The organism is Psychromonas ossibalaenae ATCC BAA-1528, assembly GCF_000381745.1.
Classification (GTDB): Bacteria; Pseudomonadota; Gammaproteobacteria; order Enterobacterales; family Psychromonadaceae; genus Psychromonas; species Psychromonas ossibalaenae.
The window spans coordinates 1-17,390 of sequence record NZ_KB906984.1; the positions used below are offsets into that span (position 1 = coordinate 1).

Here is a 17,390-nt window from a genome sequence, read left to right on the forward strand (position 1 = left end):
TACCCAGCGCATAACCATTTATTGTGCCGCTAATGCCGCCGCTGCCTGTAGTATAATCATCGCTATCGGTACTGACCGTGATGGTGGCCGTAACCGTGTCCCCGACTTTATGTGCACTGTTAGCAATACTCACTGCACTAATAGTCGGCGCAACATTATCAGTAACCGTGATAGTCATCGTTTTTTCAAAACTAAAGTCAGCATCTTTGACATGCACGCAGACTTTATAACTGCCGGCGGTAAGTACACCGGCAGTTTCGAGTATTGCCGTATTAATCTGAAAACTGGCATTATCGGCATCATTGCCGACACCACAAGCCCCATAATCAGCAGTACCATTACCGGCTAAAAAATAATCAAAACTGTTATCATCTAGATCAACGGCACTTAAAGTGCCGATATCAGCGCCTAATGCCGTTAGGCCTTGATTAATACTCGAAGCAGACAACGCTATATCAGTAGGCGCATCATTAACTGCATCAACACTGACTGTTGAAGACACTGCAAGTGTATTGTTGATATTGTCGTTTGATCCCGTACTGCTGCCGCTGTCGGTTAATGAAGTAATAGTAATAATACGGTTAGATGTATTAGGGTTTTGACTGTTATTTTGATAAGAGACGCCATCGACAAGGGTTTGCAGTTCGGCTGTCGATACTGTCATACTGTTTAATGTTACCGTGGCAGTGGTACCTGAAACACTCACCGAATAAGAAGCACTATTGGTAGCTGTGGTACCCGAAGTGCCATGAGTAAGCGTCACAGCAGTGCCGTCAATGAGTAATATTTCATTCGATCCGTCGTTCACATTGGTCACTGTCAGGATTAAAGCTGTCAGCGTTTGTCCCGATTCAACAGTGGAAGCGGCGGCACTGCTGAATACACTTACGGCGGTGCCGCCTTCAGTGAAAGTCGGCTTCTCATCTGCAGCTGAAAGTGTTGGTTGATCATTAAGTGCGGTAAAGACGATTGTTCGGGTATCATTGGCTGATGCAGAGTTTGTATCAGTAGCTGTAAAGGTCACCGTACGGTCAGATGTTCCGGGGTCATCTGATGTACTGCGGTAACTGATCGCCTGTAAAACCTGTTGTACCAAAACATTAGTTGCACTGCTATTGAAAGTGATAGTCAGTGCAGTTCCGTTAGTTACTGTACCTTCACTAGCACTCAGAGTGCCTATAACCGTTGCACTATCCCGTATATTTGTTCCACTGCTGTTAATATTACCAATAATATTGTCTTGAATAGATAGTTCATCACCCGCTTCATTATTGCCGGTAATCTGCACCACCAGCGTACCGTTATCCCAGTCGCTATCCCCGTCTGCGTCGGAGAGAGCAGCTGCCGAATCAATCTGAGTCGTTGTGGAATTTTCGGTATAAGCGAAGCTGGTATTATTTATAGTGATGGTAGGGAGTGCATTGACAACAGTGCTCATGCTCATGATAGAGAAGCCAATCAAATTAAATTCATTTTGTTTATCTCCTATGCTCATAGTATAAAAAACTTCAAATTCATCAACATCCACACCTGAAAAATCAGCCCAACTTATCGCTGTGTAATCGGTAAGATAAGTATCTAATGGAGGGGTGTACAACGCTGACTGAGCAACTGAAACGCCGTCTTTATAGCCTATTACTTGTATATTGATAAAGTTATTCGATGCTGCAGAAGAATCTGATTTATACTCACCTAATTCCATATCGGTTATTTGAAAACTTCCAGGAACGGTCATATTAACTTTAATTGAAGAAGTGAATGATGATGGAGCGGGGACTATATCGTCAATATAAGCACCATATTGATCTGCTTCAAGCGCCTTGTCAGTGCCAGAGCCATCCAATCTTGTTAAATTAAAATAACCATCGTTGGTTTGGCCAATATTATTAATTATTGCTATACCTGTAAATGTTTGAGCGCCATCTGGAGTGGCTCCTAAAGCAGCGGTGGTTAAGTCTATTTTGACAGGAAGCGTATCATTCACCCCCGATTTATCCGCTTCATCTTTATCATACCCTATCACATAAACATCATAAGTTGTCTCGGTACTTAACCCATTTATGACCGTGCTAAAAGCGGTATTGGCAGGATTACTGTCACTTGTTGAGTACGCGGCTATTGCTGCATTTCCACTTCCATCTGTACCACTTTGCACTTGAACATTGGTCGGAGCACTTGCACCGTCAGGTAATACTACATAACTAGCTCCCCCTTCCATATTTAACTCTACAGTTAGCGTTCCCCCGCCAGGTGAAATATTCAAAATATCTGGCGGAGTGTTAAACACGGGGGTAGCCAGCACATGTGAGTACTGGTTTTCTAATTCTTTAGACCAAAGCCTAGCCGAGTTAATTTTTCCTGTCGAAACTTCTAGCTCCCAATTTCCCCCTAATAAAAAAGCCCCCGTTAAATCATTTGACGCAGCAACATTAACGTGCGCTTGATCTGCAATAAGTTCTATTAAATCTTCACCCGCTTTTCCTGATCCTAGATTACAACCATAAAGCAATACATCAGCTCCATCCTTCATCGCGTCGTCAAGGGTAATCAAAGTATCAGCCTGCTTCAGTAAGCGTTCAAATGTGACCTGCGTTTGTCCCAGATAAATCACACCGTCACTGGCATGAGAAACTAAATGCAGTACATCTAGATTTTGATGATTTTTTAGAATATTAACTAACTGTGTCAAACCGTCTTCATTGCTTTGAATTTCAACAATTTTCGTACCAGGCTTATTTTGCTGATAAAACATCAGCTTATCGGGTACTGCAGCATCAATAATAACCAGTTCACTAACAGTTGAATCAGTAGACAAAGAAAATCTATCTGCTGAAACTCTACCTTTAGAGGCAGAAATGAACTCAGTATCATAGGAAAAAGCTTGTGTCTGCACGCCATATGATCCAATTAATAACATTACAGCTGCGGTGATATTAAATAAATGTTTGCTCATAGTGGACATCCTGTTCCATTTGAGTTTTTTATCAGGCCTCGAATTAGCAATGATGGCTTAATTATCAAAGAAAACCGAAACGGCTGCATACATATCTATAAATACGGCTCTAATCTTTTTTATTATGCTTATATTAATATCAGTGACATTGAAGCCTGTTATCCAGTAGAAATCAGCAACAATGAAAAATTAGTCAACAAAAAGAGCTTAGCATCAAAAAACAATATTTTTGCGTATAGAGAATATGAGTGATGGAATATCTGTTTTTCTACAAATAATTTGAAGTAGGTTAACTTTTAAGTGGGCACATTTTGATATAACTCAACAACCATCTGCTAAAGACCCCTTGCTTTAGCTCTCGGTCCTAAAATTATCATCAGCTTTAGGCTCAAAGTAATGGACTAAATGCTCTTTAATCATTTCTTCGGTAACATCAGCATCTCCTAACTTAATACCTGTTCAGATATTATAGCTAAAGCTGACCGGCTAAAGTCGATGGTTTTAACCTTTTCAGGAGGCTAATAAAAATACTTGGAGTCTAAACGCGCGCCCCGATAAAAGGCCAGCCTTTCAGGCTAGATCCTTTGGTTTTTATCTATCTGACTAAAAATCCATTTTGAGAATGCTTGAAATTTTGCGCGGTTTTGTAATCCCTGCGGGCAGACTAAATCATAACCTTTACCGGAATCAACCGCAGCAAAAGGAGCAACTAACTCGCCTGAGTCTACTTGATCCCGCACAAACTCTAACCTTCCCATTGCCACCCCCATTGAAAAACGGGCAGCCTCAATGGATAAATCATTATGACTGAACAGTGAACGCCGCTGCATACAGTTTATCTCTATGCCGAGCTTATCTAACTCCATTTTAGTTAACCAGTACTTCCAAGCCGAATCACTCGCACTATGAATAAAGTTAACCTCTTTTAGGTTCTGCAGCCCCTGCTCTAGCTTGAATTTTTCAGCGTACTGCTTACTACAGACAGGTAAACGAATACCAGAAAACAGACGTTGTGAAAAACATTCAGGATAATCACCTTTGCTGTAATAAATAGCTAAGTCGATAGGTTCAAACTGAAAGTCGACCCGCTTTTCACTTGCTTGTAATTTGATATTAAGGTTTGGGTACAAAGCCTGAAATTCAGCCAGCCGGGGAATTAACCAGGCAGAAGCAAAATAAGGAGATGTGCCGATATATAACTCGCCGCTGAGTTCCCTGCTGCGAATATCATCAAGCTCAGAAAATAACAGATCAAAGGAGTGATTAAACATGGTTAATAATCGCTCTCCTTCCGGAGTTAATGCTAAACGCCGGGTTAAACGGATAAACACTTTAAAACCAAGCTCCTGTTCAAGCTTTTTTATACGGTGACTTACTGCACTTTGAGTCAGGTGTAACTGCTCGGCGGCTAAGGTAAAACTTAAACAGCGTGCTGCAATGCTAAAGGTATGCATATTAGCCAGTAAATTTTGTTTGCTATTCATACAGAACCTATTAACAATATTAATCCGTTACTAGAGTTTATTCGTTTGTGAGCGCTTTTAAAATAGCTTTAAATAAACTCAGTTAATCGATAGCAGCAACATTTATGAAAACACAGTCTATTAAAAAACGTTATCAGAAGCAGCTTAAGTTACACAGCCGAGCATATAGCGCAGTTTTTACTAAAACTAATGCTTATCTCACTAATTGAGAATTTTAAATGAAACTAATTATGAATGCCGACGACTTGGGTTTAACAGAAAAGGTGAATAATGCCATTGTTGACTGTTTTGCAGCCGGTGTCGTTAAATCAACAACATTAATGATTAATCAACAGGCAACAGATCACGCAGTTTCACTAATAAAGCAGGGGCTCATACCAGAAGTGGGCCTGCATATAACGATAAGCAGCGGCAAACCAGTTTTACCTGCAGAGCAGGTATCGGATTTAGTCGATCAACAAGGCTGCTTTTTATCTACGCAGATATTAAGAGAGAAAAAATCACTCAGTACCGAGCAAATATATCAGGAGCTGCAGGCGCAGTATAATAAAGCTGTAAACAGCGGTATTAAAATTAATCATCTTGACAGCCATCACTTTGCCGCAACATTTCCTGCACTTAAAGAAACCTATATTCGATTTGCAAATGATCTCGGTTTACCATCACGCCGTGTGGATACTGTCTCAGCGGGTCAAACGGGTTTAAATGTACAAACACCTCAGGCATTCGATATGGGTTTTTATGATGACGGAGTCGATTTCAAAAAACTGCAGGAGCTGCTGCTTGAATATAAAAGAAAGATCGGCAGCGGTACGCTGGAGTTAATGTGCCACCCTGCCCGTGCTCAGGATAAGCAGCTGGCGGCAGTTTCAAGTTACTGTGATAAAAGAGCAGAGGAATTTGAAATATTAACGTCACCAGAACTTATACAGTGGTTGTCTGATAACGACATTGAATGTGTCGGTTTTGAAAGTTATGCGCAGAAATAAGCGCCAGGTTACAAGAACAGTAAAGGCTTTCTTGTAACCTCGTTATAGATCGTTTCGTTTGTTTTTGTTTTAATTATTAACTGCTTTACTGCAGTCCGCATTATGCTTTATTTCTGGAACTGATTTACCTGATTCTGCAGACGGATACTGATCTCCGCCAGCTCCTGACTGGACTGAGCTGTCTGCTTAGCACCTGAAGCTAACTCCTCAGAAGTACTGAGAATATTAATGATATTTTGATTAACCTCTTCAGATACGGCGCTCTGCTCTTCTGAAGCACTGGCAATCTGAGTACTCATCTGATTTATCTCATCCATCGCAGCTGCAATCACAGTTAATGCTTCACCTGAACGACTGGCATAATCTACCGCAGATTTTGACTGCTCACGGCTCTTATCCATTACGACTACCGCCTGTTGAGAGCCGTTTTGAAGCTTATCGATGATCTCATTGATCTCTGTGGTTGACTGCTGGGTGCGGCTGGCAAGCGTGCGCACTTCATCAGCAACGACGGCAAAACCGCGGCCCTGCTCTCCGGCTCGAGCGGCCTCAATAGCAGCATTTAAAGCCAACAGGTTCGTTTGTTCCGCGATCCCCTTAATAACATCCAGCATTGAAGTAATCGCACCGCTTTGCTGCTCTACATCGGAGATAGCTTGTGCCGATGTTTCCAGCTGCAGGGCTAATTGATCGATCTCTTCTATCGTCTGCTGCACAACGATTGTCCCGTCATTGGTCTGTTCATTTGCATGGGCTGCGGAGCTGGCTGTGACCGCTATATTTGATGCAACATCCCGGCTGGTTGCAGTAAATTCATTCATGGCGGTGGCCACCTGATCTGTCTCGCCGCGCTGCACTTCAACTATCCTGCTAGTTTGACCTGCGACGACAGAGACCTCCTCCGCAGCCGCCGACAACTGGGCTGTCATTTCTGAAATTTCCGAGAACAAATTGAGAAGCTTTTCGCGCATGCCGTTCATTGCTGTAAGTAGCTCACCTATCTCATCTGAACTTTTTACTTCAATGGTCTGGGTAAGATCGCCTGATGCAGTGACAATCGCCGCCCGAATCCCGTTAATTATGGTTCGAGTGGTAAACCAGCTAACTACAATACCAAAAACAACACTGACAGCTGCGATAATAATAAGCATGAAAATGGCAGTGTGTTCATAATCTTCAGCGTGTTTGGCGCTAGCTTCGGTAAACCTGCTTATTTCAGTCAGGAGTTCTTCCAGTTCACTATTAAGCTGCTCTTCCTCATGATGTACCTGTTCAGCCATTTTTTCTGCTTTGTGTAAATCCCCTTTGCTCAGCATAATAAATACGCTGTGAGCATGCTCAACAAAATCTTCATGCTCGCTTTCAATATTTTTTAGTGCCAGCTCTACTGACTGGAACTCTTTCAACGCCTCACCCGATGCTCCTTTCATCGCATCTTTAGCCATTAATTCTGCGGCCATAATCTCTTCATCAATCTTTTCCGTGCCTTGGTCAAAACGTTTAACAGCCTCCTGAAAATGTCCGACAGCATCATCCTCGTCTAGTAAAAGAATGCCGTAATACAGAGCCCGCTCAAACTGGATCGACTGCTCCAGCTGATGAGTGGTGACCGCGGTGATTTTTTCTGTTAGCGGGATATCCTGCTCGGCAACGGCAGCCAGCTCCCGGCCGATTTTATTCATCGAATATATAGCGTATCCGGCACTGAATATAAGCAGAGCAATCAGTATGGCGGCACTGCCCATTAATTTAGTTTTTAACGAAAGATTATTCATGATGATTTCCTTTTCAAAACTTTTTATTCAGACAACAGCATAGAGCGCCACAATATTTCTTGTAAAGGGCGGGCGTTAGCACCGATCAGCTGCGTAAAACGACTCACCTGCTGACCCGATACTTCCATTGCATCCTTCATTACCAGCCAGTTGACGTTTTCACTGCAGGGAGGTGTGGTCAATGAGCCGCTGTAATGAAAGTACTGACGCTTATCAGGCAGCAGATCGGCAGAGTTAACCATAATGCCGGTTACATTAACCTTATTGATTGTGCCGGAAACATTATCGAGGACTTTCTGCAGCAGCTGATTTTTCGCTCCGCGTTTCAGCAGTACGCCTACCACGGCTAAGTTTCCATCATCACTCTGATGCACCAGATGAACCTCCATGGCGTAACGCTCCCCCGTAACAGCATGCTCACTGGGAGTATGAAAATGGAACTGCAGCAGTTTATAAGGCACATCGCCCAGCATCAGTTTACTGTTATAAACGGGTCTTGATTTAACTGGAAAAGACTTTCCGCCAATACTGACCGTCTTTTGCTGTACTGGGCTGTCATAATTGACCTGCAGGGTATGCCCGTTATTCACAACCTTTAAAGGAACCGGCTGATATTCAAAAAGCAGCGGATATAATTCAACTGAATAGTCATATTCAATATCAACAGGAGACTGGCGCATACCACTGCCGCAAAGAACAAATTTATTCGCAAGAGTGCCCCAGTGCTCAGGACCTGCTGAGCCTGAATATCCCCAATGTAACGAATGCCTAATTTGTTTATCTTTTAAAGTGGAGGCCTGCAGCAGTGCCGGGAAGAGAGTCAGCGCGAAAAATGCAGAAACACCTAGTCTATTTACTGCTTTCATTGTATTTCCTTTACACTTTTCATTCTAAATAGGTATGCAAATAAACCTAATCTCCATTATACCTGTGTCCAGCGGAGTCATAGAAAGCAGAAGATTAGAAGCTTTATAAAATAACTTGTTTATTAAAAAATAGTGTAAATATAAAAAAACAGCCAAAGATATTGAGAGAATAAAATATAGAGTGCGCACGGGACGACATCCTCTTTATCTACAGAGTAGAAAACTGCCCGTAATAATGATGACGGGCTTTTAGATGCAGATATAACCAGGCGGCTTGTAACCACCTGCAAGGTATCATTTTATCGTTCAGGATGTTAACAACTTCACATGGAAAGAAGGGAGCTGGTTTAAAACAAGATTCGTTCCAGCAGCGCTTCTGCCTGCCTGCGAAGCATACCTTCAGCCCCCAGGCTAATGGATTTCTGCGCAAACGTTCGCGCTAAATTATCACTGCCCTGTTTATAGTGCAGTTCGGCCAGGCGGTAATAACTTTCCGGATAACGCGGTGCAATACGAATTGCCCGCTCCAGAGAAGCAATTGCGGCGGCATGCTCCTGGTTATCTTCCTGGCGATCTGCCCTATCCAATAAAGAAATCACTGCTGCCGGCGCTTCAGCGGCACTGTCGACCGGTGCTGGTTGAGGTTTAACAACGGATTTCGGCGCCTGAGTTTTTGCCGGTGCCTGTTTATCCTGCTGCTGCGGCAGTGTTGAGCAGGCGGCTAAAAACCAAGGTAAGCACAGCAGGCTTGTTTTTTTCAGTAAACTCAAAATTTTTCTCTTATCTATTGTATTAAGTCGCTGAACCAGTCGATAATCTTATCCACTCCGCGGCTGCAGCGGATTTCCTGTTCAGGCTGAAAGCCGTTAATAAAAGGCAATGGAAGCGCATTATCACAGGACTCCTGACTGCCCAGGCCGCTATCCTGGTCAACCCAGCTTATGCTGATATCCTGCGGCGGTAAATTCTGCACAGACAGATCCGAACGCTGCGCAAAAATATCAGCCCAGATCCGCAGCGCACCACTGGAGCCGGTTAATCCGGTATTCTTATTATCGTCACGCCCTAACCAGACAACCGCCATCATATCACCGGAAAAACCGGCAAACCAACTGTCACGCAGATCATTCGTTGTACCAGTCTTACCTGCCACAGCAAACTCCGGGAGCAGCCACTGCAGCGCCTTAGCAGTACCTTCATGAGTCACCGCCTGCATGGCATAACGTAACATATAAATTGAATCAGCATCAAAACGCTGCTCGACCTGAAGCGGATAGCGGGTTAATACCTTACCTCCCGGCTCCATAACAGAATTAATAGCCATTAAAGGCGTATAAAAACCATCAGCGGAGAGAGTCTGATAGATTTGTGCAACCTCAATAGGCGCCATATCCACAGCCCCTAAAGTAAGCGACGGCAAAATTCTGTCTAACGGCTCGGCGCCCAGGCGATGCAGCGTATCTGCGATCTTATCCAGCCCGATTGTATTACCCAGGCGTGCTGTAGACTGATTGTAAGAGTTAGCAAATGCCTTATATAACAGCACATCACCATGACTCTTTTTATCGTAATTCTTCGGTGACCACTGCCTGCCGTTCTCCTCTGTCAGGGTAAACGGATCATCACTGAGCACAGTAGCGAGATTATACACCTCGGGCTGTTCAAGCGCCGTCAGATAAACGGCAGGTTTTATTAAAGAGCCTACCTGACGAGATGCATCCAGCGCCCGGTTGAAACCGGCGTAACTACCATCCCGCCCACCGACAACTGCTATCACTGCTCCGGTATTCGGGCGCGTAATAACCACGGCACCTTCAAGTTCAGCGCTGCGCCCCTCAGACTCCTGTTTAGCAGCCGCTTTTTCCAGGCTGGTCTGCGCACTTTCCTGTACTAGAGGATCAAAGTGAGTAAAAATTGACAGGCCGCTGGAATTAAGATCTTCAACTTTATAATCCCGCTGCAGCTGACGCCGTACCAGATCCAGATAAGCCGGATAACGTTTACTGCCGGCAGTGCTGCGTTCACCGATGCCCAGAGGCTGTTTTTTTGCCTGCTCAGCTAAAGCACTATCCAGACTGTTTTCTCGTACCGCGATATCCAGTACTAAATTACGACGCTTTAAGGCGCGTTCAGGATTACGCCAGGGATTGTAATAACTCGCTCCGCGTACTAAAGCGACCAGCAGAGCCTGCTGATCAAGCGACAGCTCAGTTAAAGGACGTCGAAAATAATACTGACTGGCTAAGCCAAAGCCGTGTATAGCGCGCGGCCCGTCCTGACCAAGGTAAATTTCATTAATATAACCTTCTAAAATATCATCTTTACTAAAATGCATTTCCAGAAGCAGCGCCATTAATGCTTCCTGCGCCTTGCGCGACAATGTCTGCTCTGAACTGAGGTAATAATTTTTTATCAGCTGCTGGGTCAGTGTCGAGGCTCCTTGAGAAATACCGCCTTTTTTAATATTGGCGGCGGCAGCACGGATAATACCGCGCAGTGAAATACCATAGTGATCATAAAAACCACTATCTTCAACGGCCACCAGCATTTTCTGCAGAGAAACAGGAACTTCAGACAGCTGCACCAGCAGACGGTCTTCATTATGAGCCGGGTAAATACCACCGACTGCGACGGGTTCCAGGCGCAGCAGCGCAGCTCCGTCATCACTGCTAAGATCTGCAATAACACCATTTTTCAGGGTTAATTTTATCTTACGGGCAGGTTCAAGCTCGTCACTAAACTGAAAACCGGGAGTGTATATTTTAACTTGCTTAGCGCTGAATACAGCCTGTCCGGGTTTGTTAAGCCGTGATACAAAATGGTAGCCCAGCAGCTCTAATTCCTTTTTTAAATCACCTTTGCTTAACTGCGCCCCCTGATATATTTCTAACGGACGCGCATAAACAGTCGAAGGCACCGACCACTTTTTACCGGCGAAGGTAGAGCGGATTGTACTGTCCAGGTTAACCACAACAACCAGCCCGATAACAGCCGGAATCAGTAGTAAAAACCAGTAATAAGAGCGCTTAAATCTTTTGTTTTTATTAACCAAATCTACCTCTTTTACAATCACAGCCCGATAACAGGGCAATAGGTATAAAAATCCAAGTATAAGGATACCTTAATCGAATACTGATAATAACAAAATAAAATAGATGACCGAGTACTAAAAATGGAAGGTAATAAAAGATCAAACAGAAGAGGTATTCATTAATGTAAGAAGATAAGCACATATTTTATGTGCTTATCTTATTTTTTATTCTTATTGTGCAGACAATAATTGATAGCTGTCAATGCTGATATCAGCAAGCAGAGTCTGCGTTGCCTGAGCATGGCTCATTTTCGTATCGGCTTTTTCTACCAGAATCACATTACTGATATCACTCAGCGAAAAACCGGCTAAGTTCAAATTAATCAAGGCCGACTGCAGTGGTGATAATGACGGATTAAAGGCCGCATTTTCAATGTAACGTCCGCGAATGATAACACCGCTCTTAGTCTGCAGAGCAATGCCTGCATGACAAAAACTATAAGGGGCATAGCTGCTGTTTGCCGCATCTAATGCAGCCTGCGCTAACTCAGTATTTTCACCCTGCAGCAGCTTCATAGATACCGGTTCTGCCGCCAGCAGCGGCGAGGTAATACCAAGATCGACAGGACCAAATGAATCTGGTAATAATGTAGATAATAGCTTATTACCGCTAGCGGCTAAATTTACCGTTAACTTATCCGCACAGTTTAATTCATTCATAAACTGACGGCAGTGACCGCAGGGACTTGCCGTAACCGTAACATCAACAATGCCCGACTCCTGATGACTGACGACATTATTAATAGCCGCTTGTTCAGCGTGTATACTGTTAAATAAAGCCTGATTAGTAAATTCGTAATTGGCACCAAAATATAAATTACCGGAAGTACCGCGTGCAATCGCACCGACATTAAAGTCAGAGATAGGGGCAACTGAATAAACGGCGGCCAGGGGTAATAAGCTCAACAGTAATTCAGACATTTCAAGTGCCGAGTTCTGCTGTAATAATTCAACCTCTTCCGCTTTAATCACACCGCTAAAATTGTCACGACTGATAATCGGAAAAACATGACTCTGCAGAGGTTCAGGTAAGCGTTCGAGCGCTGTAAGGAGTTGTTGCTGCATAAATATAACCTTGTTAATAAGTGGCTCTGAATAGAAACTAAACGTTCTATCTGGGCAAGGACTTTGCAACTAAAACTTTTAAATTACAAGAGTTTCATGCCATTTATAGATTGAGATCTCAAAAATGGACCGTCAAAGGTCTTGTACAGGGACAAAGCGGCAGTAGAAATCAGTCACAAAGAGCGCCTCGTAATCAACGGTTTTCTCTTTGATAACGCTCTGAATTAATTATCTGTTAGGATATGTTGATATATCACCTTCTTCGCACAGGATTCATCATGAGCCATTACAAAAAACTTTCCGAACATTACAAAAAAATTTCTAATTTCAGTCATCTGTCTGCAGTCAGCAGCTGGGAGCAAGTAACGACTAACATATGCCTAAGTTATCGCTAACCAGAACGCTAACCAGAACGCTATCCGCTACCTCAACATTCACAGAACCACCACCACTTTAACAACTCAGAACCGCACTTATAAAACCAATTTAAATTCAGTGACTTTGCTTTAAGCCGCCCTCATAATCTCGTTATCAGCAAAGCAATTTAAAGAATGGATGACATGAGCAACATTGAAGACGAAAAGATAATCAATTGGATTAAAAACCAAGAATTCTCGAACCTAGCTTTCCTAGATGACTGTTGGCGCTCTCATGATAATGAATGGTATCTAGGGTTTTATTATTTCATCCATTACCTAAAGCAAGAAAGCTTAGATGATGTTTTGGCTGAAGCCATTTCACGACACGGTGACGAATCATCTGCGTACTACTATCTAGGCAACACAGCAAAGAAAATTTTCAGTTATATTGATGAATATCGCATTGCCGCTAGTTTCTATAGACGTGCCATACAACTAAACCCAAACAATGGAGACGCGCACTGGGGTCTATTCGAGACAGCTGGCGACGCTGAATCATGCATTTTCTCATTAAAAAGTGATTACGATAATGGCAAGTTTGAATATCTAGGCAGAAAGATTTACCACCTAACGAGCTACTATCGAAATGAGTTTTCGAAGCTTTCAAACAAAAACTTACTAACAATAAAGTCATTCATACAGGATGAACGAATCACATGCAGGGATGAGACACTTGTTTATGTTCATTTTTATCTTGATGATGTCGAGGGCTGTTTGGCTTTGATGGAAACGTTAGATAACGTGACCATTGACATCTTAAAACCCTACTTTGAAAAAGGGTTAATCAGCAAAGAATTTGCCCTATCAAAGGTATATTACTCAAATGTTCATGAGCTTTTAGGTGATGACCATGTAAGCGTTTACCAAGCACACAAGGAGGAAGCTAAAAAAGGGAAGTCCAATCCCACACTTGCAGTGCTAATACAGAAAGCCTTTCGAGCAAATGAATACGCAGACATAGTAACCTACTATGAGGAAGCGCCCGATGATAAAGCACTTTTCTGGCACGATGAGTCACCACGCTTATATTACTTATTAGCACTGTCGTACTTAAAACAAGCCCCAAACAGTCTAGTTTTAGAATTCGTTAACAACAGAGCTGATACGCTAAGAGACGAATCTAAGGTGTTATATCAAGCCGTTAAATGTAGACATAATATTGATAAACTCAATCAACGCCATTCGGAGCAAAAAGACTTTGATATAGCAATTGATTCTATGGCTCTTTATAAGAATGCTGTTGATGCCATTGAAACATCCGAAGCAATGAGGCACTACTTGTACGAGTCGCTAACCAGTGAATTACAAGCACTCAAAACCAAGTGGAATAAAGCTCACCACCAACAGCAATTAAAAGAAATGAAAGCCAAGCTGTCTCAAGGTGACATGAATAACGATGACTTTCTTCGTCTATTTGGTTTAGGTATAAACTGCAATGAATTTGACTTTGTAATAGATAACATTGATGAATTTCATAAGCACAGTACACCTACAATGGCATCGTATAACTGCATTGCTGTCTGTCATGATTTTAAAAAAGAATTCAGAGCCGCCTTTAAGTACTACAAGCTTGCCCTAGATTTAATGACGTCATCTAAAGACTATAACGATACCATCATCAGTAATTACGTCACCTGCGCCAAAAGGTTACCTGACGTAGAAATACCAAAAGATGAATTCGATAGATTACGTGACCGATATAACATAGAGCTAACCAATCGATTCAAATGGGGCATATTTACGGCTCGAAAAAGCAAGCTATTCAAATACTCCCCTTTAAACGTTAACACTATTGACGCACTTACAAATCAATACCTCTATCTTGCATCTAAGCAGCAGCTAAATGACCCTATAGAGCTACCTGCTCTTAGTAAGTTTGATTCTGATAACTTAGTCGACCCAATTAACTATAGAGTTTGTTCGCTATCTTACAATCAGAACTCTATGTTGATGTGGTCTCATTACGCACAAGAACATCAGGGCGTCATGGTTGAATACTGGTTTGGCGGGGAGTTTCCTAGCGGTGTTGGAGTGAACAGAATTGATTACGCAGACCACTTCAAGAGAAATAAAGAAAAAGACTTGTATGTGTTTAACCAGTACCTCCTAACTAAAAACAAAGAATGGGAATATGAAGATGAAGTTAGAATATTTTCCTACCAACGAGAAACCGTAGGGTTTTACAGTTATGACTACCCGAACAACGATAGAGAAAAAATCAACGCTCAAATTCGTAGTATCACACTAGGCTGCAAATTCCCAAGCAACAAAAGAAAGCTTATTGCCAACATAGTCAACACGCTTAATGCCAATAGAGAATCTCACGAACCAAAAGTTACTCTGCGTGAAGCTTTCATTCCAGAAGATAACTGCTTTGCATTAGAGTACAGGGACATCGATATTTCAAAAATCTAACAAAAAGCCGACCTCATTGGGTCGGCTTACTCTTTTCACTATCACACTGCTTTTCATCTTCAACCACATAACAAATCGGCTTTACTTTAAATTCAGTGTCATTGAAACTATTCACGATAATACTATTTGATATGTTGCCATTAGACGTATCAGGCACAGGATTGATAAGGCAACATACTAAAATTAAGACTTCCATTTCTTCCGCTCCTTGCTTTGCTCTGCACTACCATATTTTTTGAGCATGTCGTTAAAAGTGCCAATGAAAACAATTTCTTGGTCTTGCTCAACCTGTTCGCCGATATCAATTTGATATACGTCTTTTTCTAGTACTAACGGGATACTAGATTCTGGTTTTTCACCCATTACGACCCCCGTTAAAAGCTCGCCAGATTGATAGTAAGCGGTTTTGCTCATCAATCGGTGGCTCATCACTCTTATTCTGAGAGAACAAGGTCAGTAGCTCTCTACTGCTTGTATTACTCATTACATACGTTGTTATCAAGTCATCAAATTGCCAAACGCACTTGCTGTTATTCAAATCTGGGTGACTTTTGATTTCTAACACATCAGTGCTTTTTAAGTCGGCTTTTAGTTGTTCAAGCTCAAGTTTATGAGATTGCTTTTGCTGTTCGAGAATGGATTGAACAAGGATTTCTTGGGCTGAATTTAGCAACCACTCACCGCCCAGTTTTGTACTAGCTAACTGCTCAGAGTTTGCGCCAATCAGCTTCGCGATAAGCTCAGGCTTTTTGGTCAACGCATCATTCAAAGCTCGACGAGCTAACGCATTTTCGGTTCTAGCCTTTGCTGATAGTTTTTGTAACTCACGTGCCTTTTCTGAATCAAGCATCACTCCCCCTTACGGCCTTTCTTGGCGTATTTGTAGCGAGATACTAGCGTTCTAGCGTGTTTCGTATACACACTCTGCTTTTCAACAATAAACGTGTGACGCATGCCTAGAGCTTCATTCATATGTGGTTTAGCGTCATTTGATTCGATATCCGCTTTGATTGCTTCTTGCCATTCTTTCGGCAAAGTCTCGACGAATTTCATATCAACATAACGACCTTTCGGTAGTTGGAATTTCTCAGGCAATACCCATGCATTGTTTGTCGTAGTATTTTTAATAATCATTCTTATAATCCGTTTTTGTTTAGCCATGAAAGAGATTCAGCAACGATATCTTTCGGCTTTAGCATGCTTTTGATTTCTTTTCTGACTGCATCAACACCTTTGGCTGGTGGCTGTGCTTGCTCATATGAATCTAGAATGTCGTTTAGCTCGACCTTAACTGCTTCAACCTCATCAAGATTGCCGTGACGTAGCTCTAGACCTAATTTACTCAAAAGTCCTTGAACCTCTGCCAATGCATCAACCTGTACACTTTCATTGATATCAGACTGACGTAAGAACTTGATAATATTCACCACTTCTCGGGCAGTAAGTGTCTTGTTTACGATTTCCCATTCTCCATCACCATCAACTTTGATTTCAAAATCAGATGAAATAAGATTTGCGATATCTGGTCTTAGTGTGAACTTACCGTCGGCAGTAACTTGACCCACACTAAATGCAGTTTCATCGCCATCATTATCAACTAGCGATTTGTGACCAAACCACAGGCCAGTAAAACTATCTGTTTCTGATTCTTCGATATGGGCTGTGAACCCCGATTCATTGAGATATTCGACTGACTCGACGCCCTCGTTCAATGCGCTCATACTTTCGAAATCAAGCTTGTGCTCATTCATTGCCAGAACATCATCGACACTCGCGACGTATAGCGCGTTATTGATTTTTTCGATATGGAGACCAAAGCCTGACCGATATAAACTGGCGTATTTTGAGCCGATTTGCTTATCATCGATGAATGCGATTGAACCGCTATCCTCATCAAAACGTCCTATAGTTTTCAACATGTTACGCTGTAAGGCCGCTTCTTTATTTTCAAACACAACATCAGTGTGTGACGGCGAAAAGTCACCAATTTTTAATACTTTCATTTAAAAGTTCCCTCTTTCGTATTCGTTCATTTGCTTGGCTTGCTGCTCTGCTAACTCATCAAAATGTGAGATAACGACCTCACGCGCCAATGTAGTAGTGACTTTGTTCGATAGCCCCGTTAGGTTGGTTAGTGTCACTAGCTTGTCGTTCACTAGAGAATTAATGAAATCAGGCGAGTCGCCCTTACCGTTCTTTGATTTGGTTACCCGATAGTCGATACATGCTTGAACAAACGTTTTACAAGCTTTTTCAAGCTCGGGTGGCATAATAAAATCATCAACACTCTTTCTTGCTTCTTCGTTTTGCTCTGCGAAATGGTTCAGCATGTA

Annotated in this window: 15 protein-coding genes and 1 pseudogene; 2 read left to right on the top strand and 14 right to left on the bottom strand. The window is 42.4% G+C overall.

The features are described from left to right. From G327_RS24435 to G327_RS0110300, 3 genes and pseudogenes are all read right to left on the bottom strand, one after another. Positions 1 to 2,953, bottom strand: a 2,953-nt coding sequence (locus G327_RS24435; protein ID WP_019614689.1) for a DUF4347 domain-containing protein, incomplete at its 3' end; no start/stop codon positions are given. A 351-nt stretch (positions 2,954 to 3,304) separates the two neighbouring features. Further along, positions 3,305 to 3,385, bottom strand: a pseudogene (locus G327_RS26840) (IS200/IS605 family transposase); the annotation flags it as partial. Positions 3,386 to 3,528: 143 nt separating this feature from the next. Beyond that, a complete protein-coding gene (locus tag G327_RS0110300) occupies positions 3,529 to 4,437 on the bottom strand; it encodes a LysR substrate-binding domain-containing protein (RefSeq protein ID WP_019614690.1) in 909 nt (302 codons plus the stop codon). A gap of 218 nt (positions 4,438 to 4,655) precedes the next feature. On the opposite strand from G327_RS0110300, the gene G327_RS0110310 reads away from it, so the two are divergent. Continuing rightward, on the top strand, positions 4,656 to 5,426 hold the full coding sequence (locus tag G327_RS0110310) for a carbohydrate deacetylase (RefSeq protein WP_026339298.1): 771 nt from the start codon (positions 4,656 to 4,658) through the stop codon (positions 5,424 to 5,426). A gap of 107 nt (positions 5,427 to 5,533) precedes the next feature. On the opposite strand, the gene G327_RS0110315 is transcribed toward G327_RS0110310, so the two are convergent. From G327_RS0110315 to cdd, 5 genes are all read right to left on the bottom strand, one after another. Beyond that, on the bottom strand, positions 5,534 to 7,201 hold the full coding sequence (locus G327_RS0110315) for a methyl-accepting chemotaxis protein (protein ID WP_019614693.1): 1,668 nt from the start codon (positions 7,199 to 7,201) through the stop codon (positions 5,534 to 5,536). Between the two features lie 23 nt (positions 7,202 to 7,224). Beyond that, positions 7,225 to 8,067: a carbonic anhydrase gene (locus tag G327_RS0110320; protein ID WP_019614694.1), complete on the bottom strand. Its 843-nt coding sequence runs from the start codon at positions 8,065 to 8,067 to the stop codon at positions 7,225 to 7,227. Between the two features lie 347 nt (positions 8,068 to 8,414). Next, positions 8,415 to 8,837 (bottom strand): tetratricopeptide repeat protein, encoded by a 423-nt coding sequence (locus G327_RS0110325; protein WP_019614695.1) that lies wholly within the window; start codon positions 8,835 to 8,837, stop codon positions 8,415 to 8,417. Positions 8,838 to 8,851: 14 nt separating this feature from the next. Continuing rightward, complete coding sequence (gene mrcB / locus G327_RS0110330; RefSeq protein WP_019614696.1) at positions 8,852 to 11,119, bottom strand: penicillin-binding protein 1B; 2,268 nt, start codon at positions 11,117 to 11,119, stop codon at positions 8,852 to 8,854. A gap of 210 nt (positions 11,120 to 11,329) precedes the next feature. Beyond that, positions 11,330 to 12,223: a cytidine deaminase gene (gene cdd, locus G327_RS0110335; RefSeq protein WP_019614697.1), complete on the bottom strand. Its 894-nt coding sequence runs from the start codon at positions 12,221 to 12,223 to the stop codon at positions 11,330 to 11,332. Between the two features lie 560 nt (positions 12,224 to 12,783). Here cdd and G327_RS0110340 point away from each other — a divergent pair. Continuing rightward, entirely contained in the window at positions 12,784 to 15,057 is a 2,274-nt protein-coding gene (locus G327_RS0110340; RefSeq protein ID WP_026339301.1) for a DUF2971 domain-containing protein, read from the top strand. Between the two features lie 13 nt (positions 15,058 to 15,070). Here the strand turns inward: G327_RS0110340 and G327_RS0110345 are convergent, their stop codons facing one another. From G327_RS0110345 to G327_RS0110370, 6 genes are read right to left on the bottom strand one after another with little or no spacing between them, the layout of a single operon-like run. Further along, positions 15,071 to 15,253: a hypothetical protein gene (locus G327_RS0110345; RefSeq protein WP_019614699.1), complete on the bottom strand. Its 183-nt coding sequence runs from the start codon at positions 15,251 to 15,253 to the stop codon at positions 15,071 to 15,073. Beyond that, the gene (locus G327_RS0110350) at positions 15,241 to 15,420 is read right to left on the bottom strand and encodes a hypothetical protein (protein WP_019614700.1); all 180 of its coding nucleotides are present in this window, start codon (positions 15,418 to 15,420) and stop codon (positions 15,241 to 15,243) included. Before G327_RS0110350 ends, G327_RS0110345 begins: the two co-directional genes overlap by 13 nt. Continuing rightward, complete coding sequence (locus G327_RS0110355) at positions 15,413 to 15,907, bottom strand: hypothetical protein (protein WP_019614701.1); 495 nt, start codon at positions 15,905 to 15,907, stop codon at positions 15,413 to 15,415. The genes G327_RS0110350 and G327_RS0110355 overlap by 8 nt, the downstream gene beginning before the upstream one ends. Next, positions 15,907 to 16,191, bottom strand: a complete 285-nt coding sequence (locus tag G327_RS0110360) for a hypothetical protein (RefSeq protein WP_019614702.1) — start codon at positions 16,189 to 16,191, stop codon at positions 15,907 to 15,909. Before G327_RS0110360 ends, G327_RS0110355 begins: the two co-directional genes overlap by 1 nt. Before the next feature lie 2 nt (positions 16,192 to 16,193). Next, positions 16,194 to 17,060 carry a hypothetical protein gene (locus G327_RS0110365; RefSeq protein ID WP_019614703.1) on the bottom strand — a complete coding sequence of 289 codons (867 nt, stop codon included), beginning with the start codon at positions 17,058 to 17,060 and terminating at the stop codon, positions 16,194 to 16,196. Continuing rightward, a complete protein-coding gene (locus G327_RS0110370; protein WP_019614704.1) occupies positions 17,061 to 17,387 on the bottom strand; it encodes a hypothetical protein in 327 nt (108 codons plus the stop codon). Between the last annotated feature and the right edge of the window lie 3 nt (positions 17,388 to 17,390).

Excerpts from the sequence above, each read along its gene's own strand:
- G327_RS0110340 (WP_026339301.1), top strand. The coding sequence starts at position 12,784 with ATGAGCAACATTGAAGACGAAAAGATAATCAATTGGATTAAAAACCAA.
- G327_RS0110360 (WP_019614702.1), bottom strand. The coding sequence starts at position 16,191 with ATGATTATTAAAAATACTACGACAAACAATGCATGGGTATTGCCTGAG.
- G327_RS0110355 (WP_019614701.1), bottom strand. The coding sequence starts at position 15,907 with ATGCTTGATTCAGAAAAGGCACGTGAGTTACAAAAACTATCAGCAAAG.
- G327_RS0110365 (WP_019614703.1), bottom strand. The coding sequence starts at position 17,060 with ATGAAAGTATTAAAAATTGGTGACTTTTCGCCGTCACACACTGATGTT.
- G327_RS0110345 (WP_019614699.1), bottom strand. The coding sequence starts at position 15,253 with ATGGAAGTCTTAATTTTAGTATGTTGCCTTATCAATCCTGTGCCTGAT.
- G327_RS0110350 (WP_019614700.1), bottom strand. The coding sequence starts at position 15,420 with ATGGGTGAAAAACCAGAATCTAGTATCCCGTTAGTACTAGAAAAAGAC.
- G327_RS0110315 (WP_019614693.1), bottom strand. The coding sequence starts at position 7,201 with ATGAATAATCTTTCGTTAAAAACTAAATTAATGGGCAGTGCCGCCATA.
- G327_RS0110310 (WP_026339298.1), top strand. The coding sequence starts at position 4,656 with ATGAAACTAATTATGAATGCCGACGACTTGGGTTTAACAGAAAAGGTG.
- G327_RS0110370 (WP_019614704.1), bottom strand. The coding sequence starts at position 17,387 with ATGCTGAACCATTTCGCAGAGCAAAACGAAGAAGCAAGAAAGAGTGTT.
- cdd (WP_019614697.1), bottom strand. The coding sequence starts at position 12,223 with ATGCAGCAACAACTCCTTACAGCGCTCGAACGCTTACCTGAACCTCTG.
- G327_RS0110320 (WP_019614694.1), bottom strand. The coding sequence starts at position 8,067 with ATGAAAGCAGTAAATAGACTAGGTGTTTCTGCATTTTTCGCGCTGACT.
- G327_RS0110300 (WP_019614690.1), bottom strand. The coding sequence starts at position 4,437 with ATGAATAGCAAACAAAATTTACTGGCTAATATGCATACCTTTAGCATT.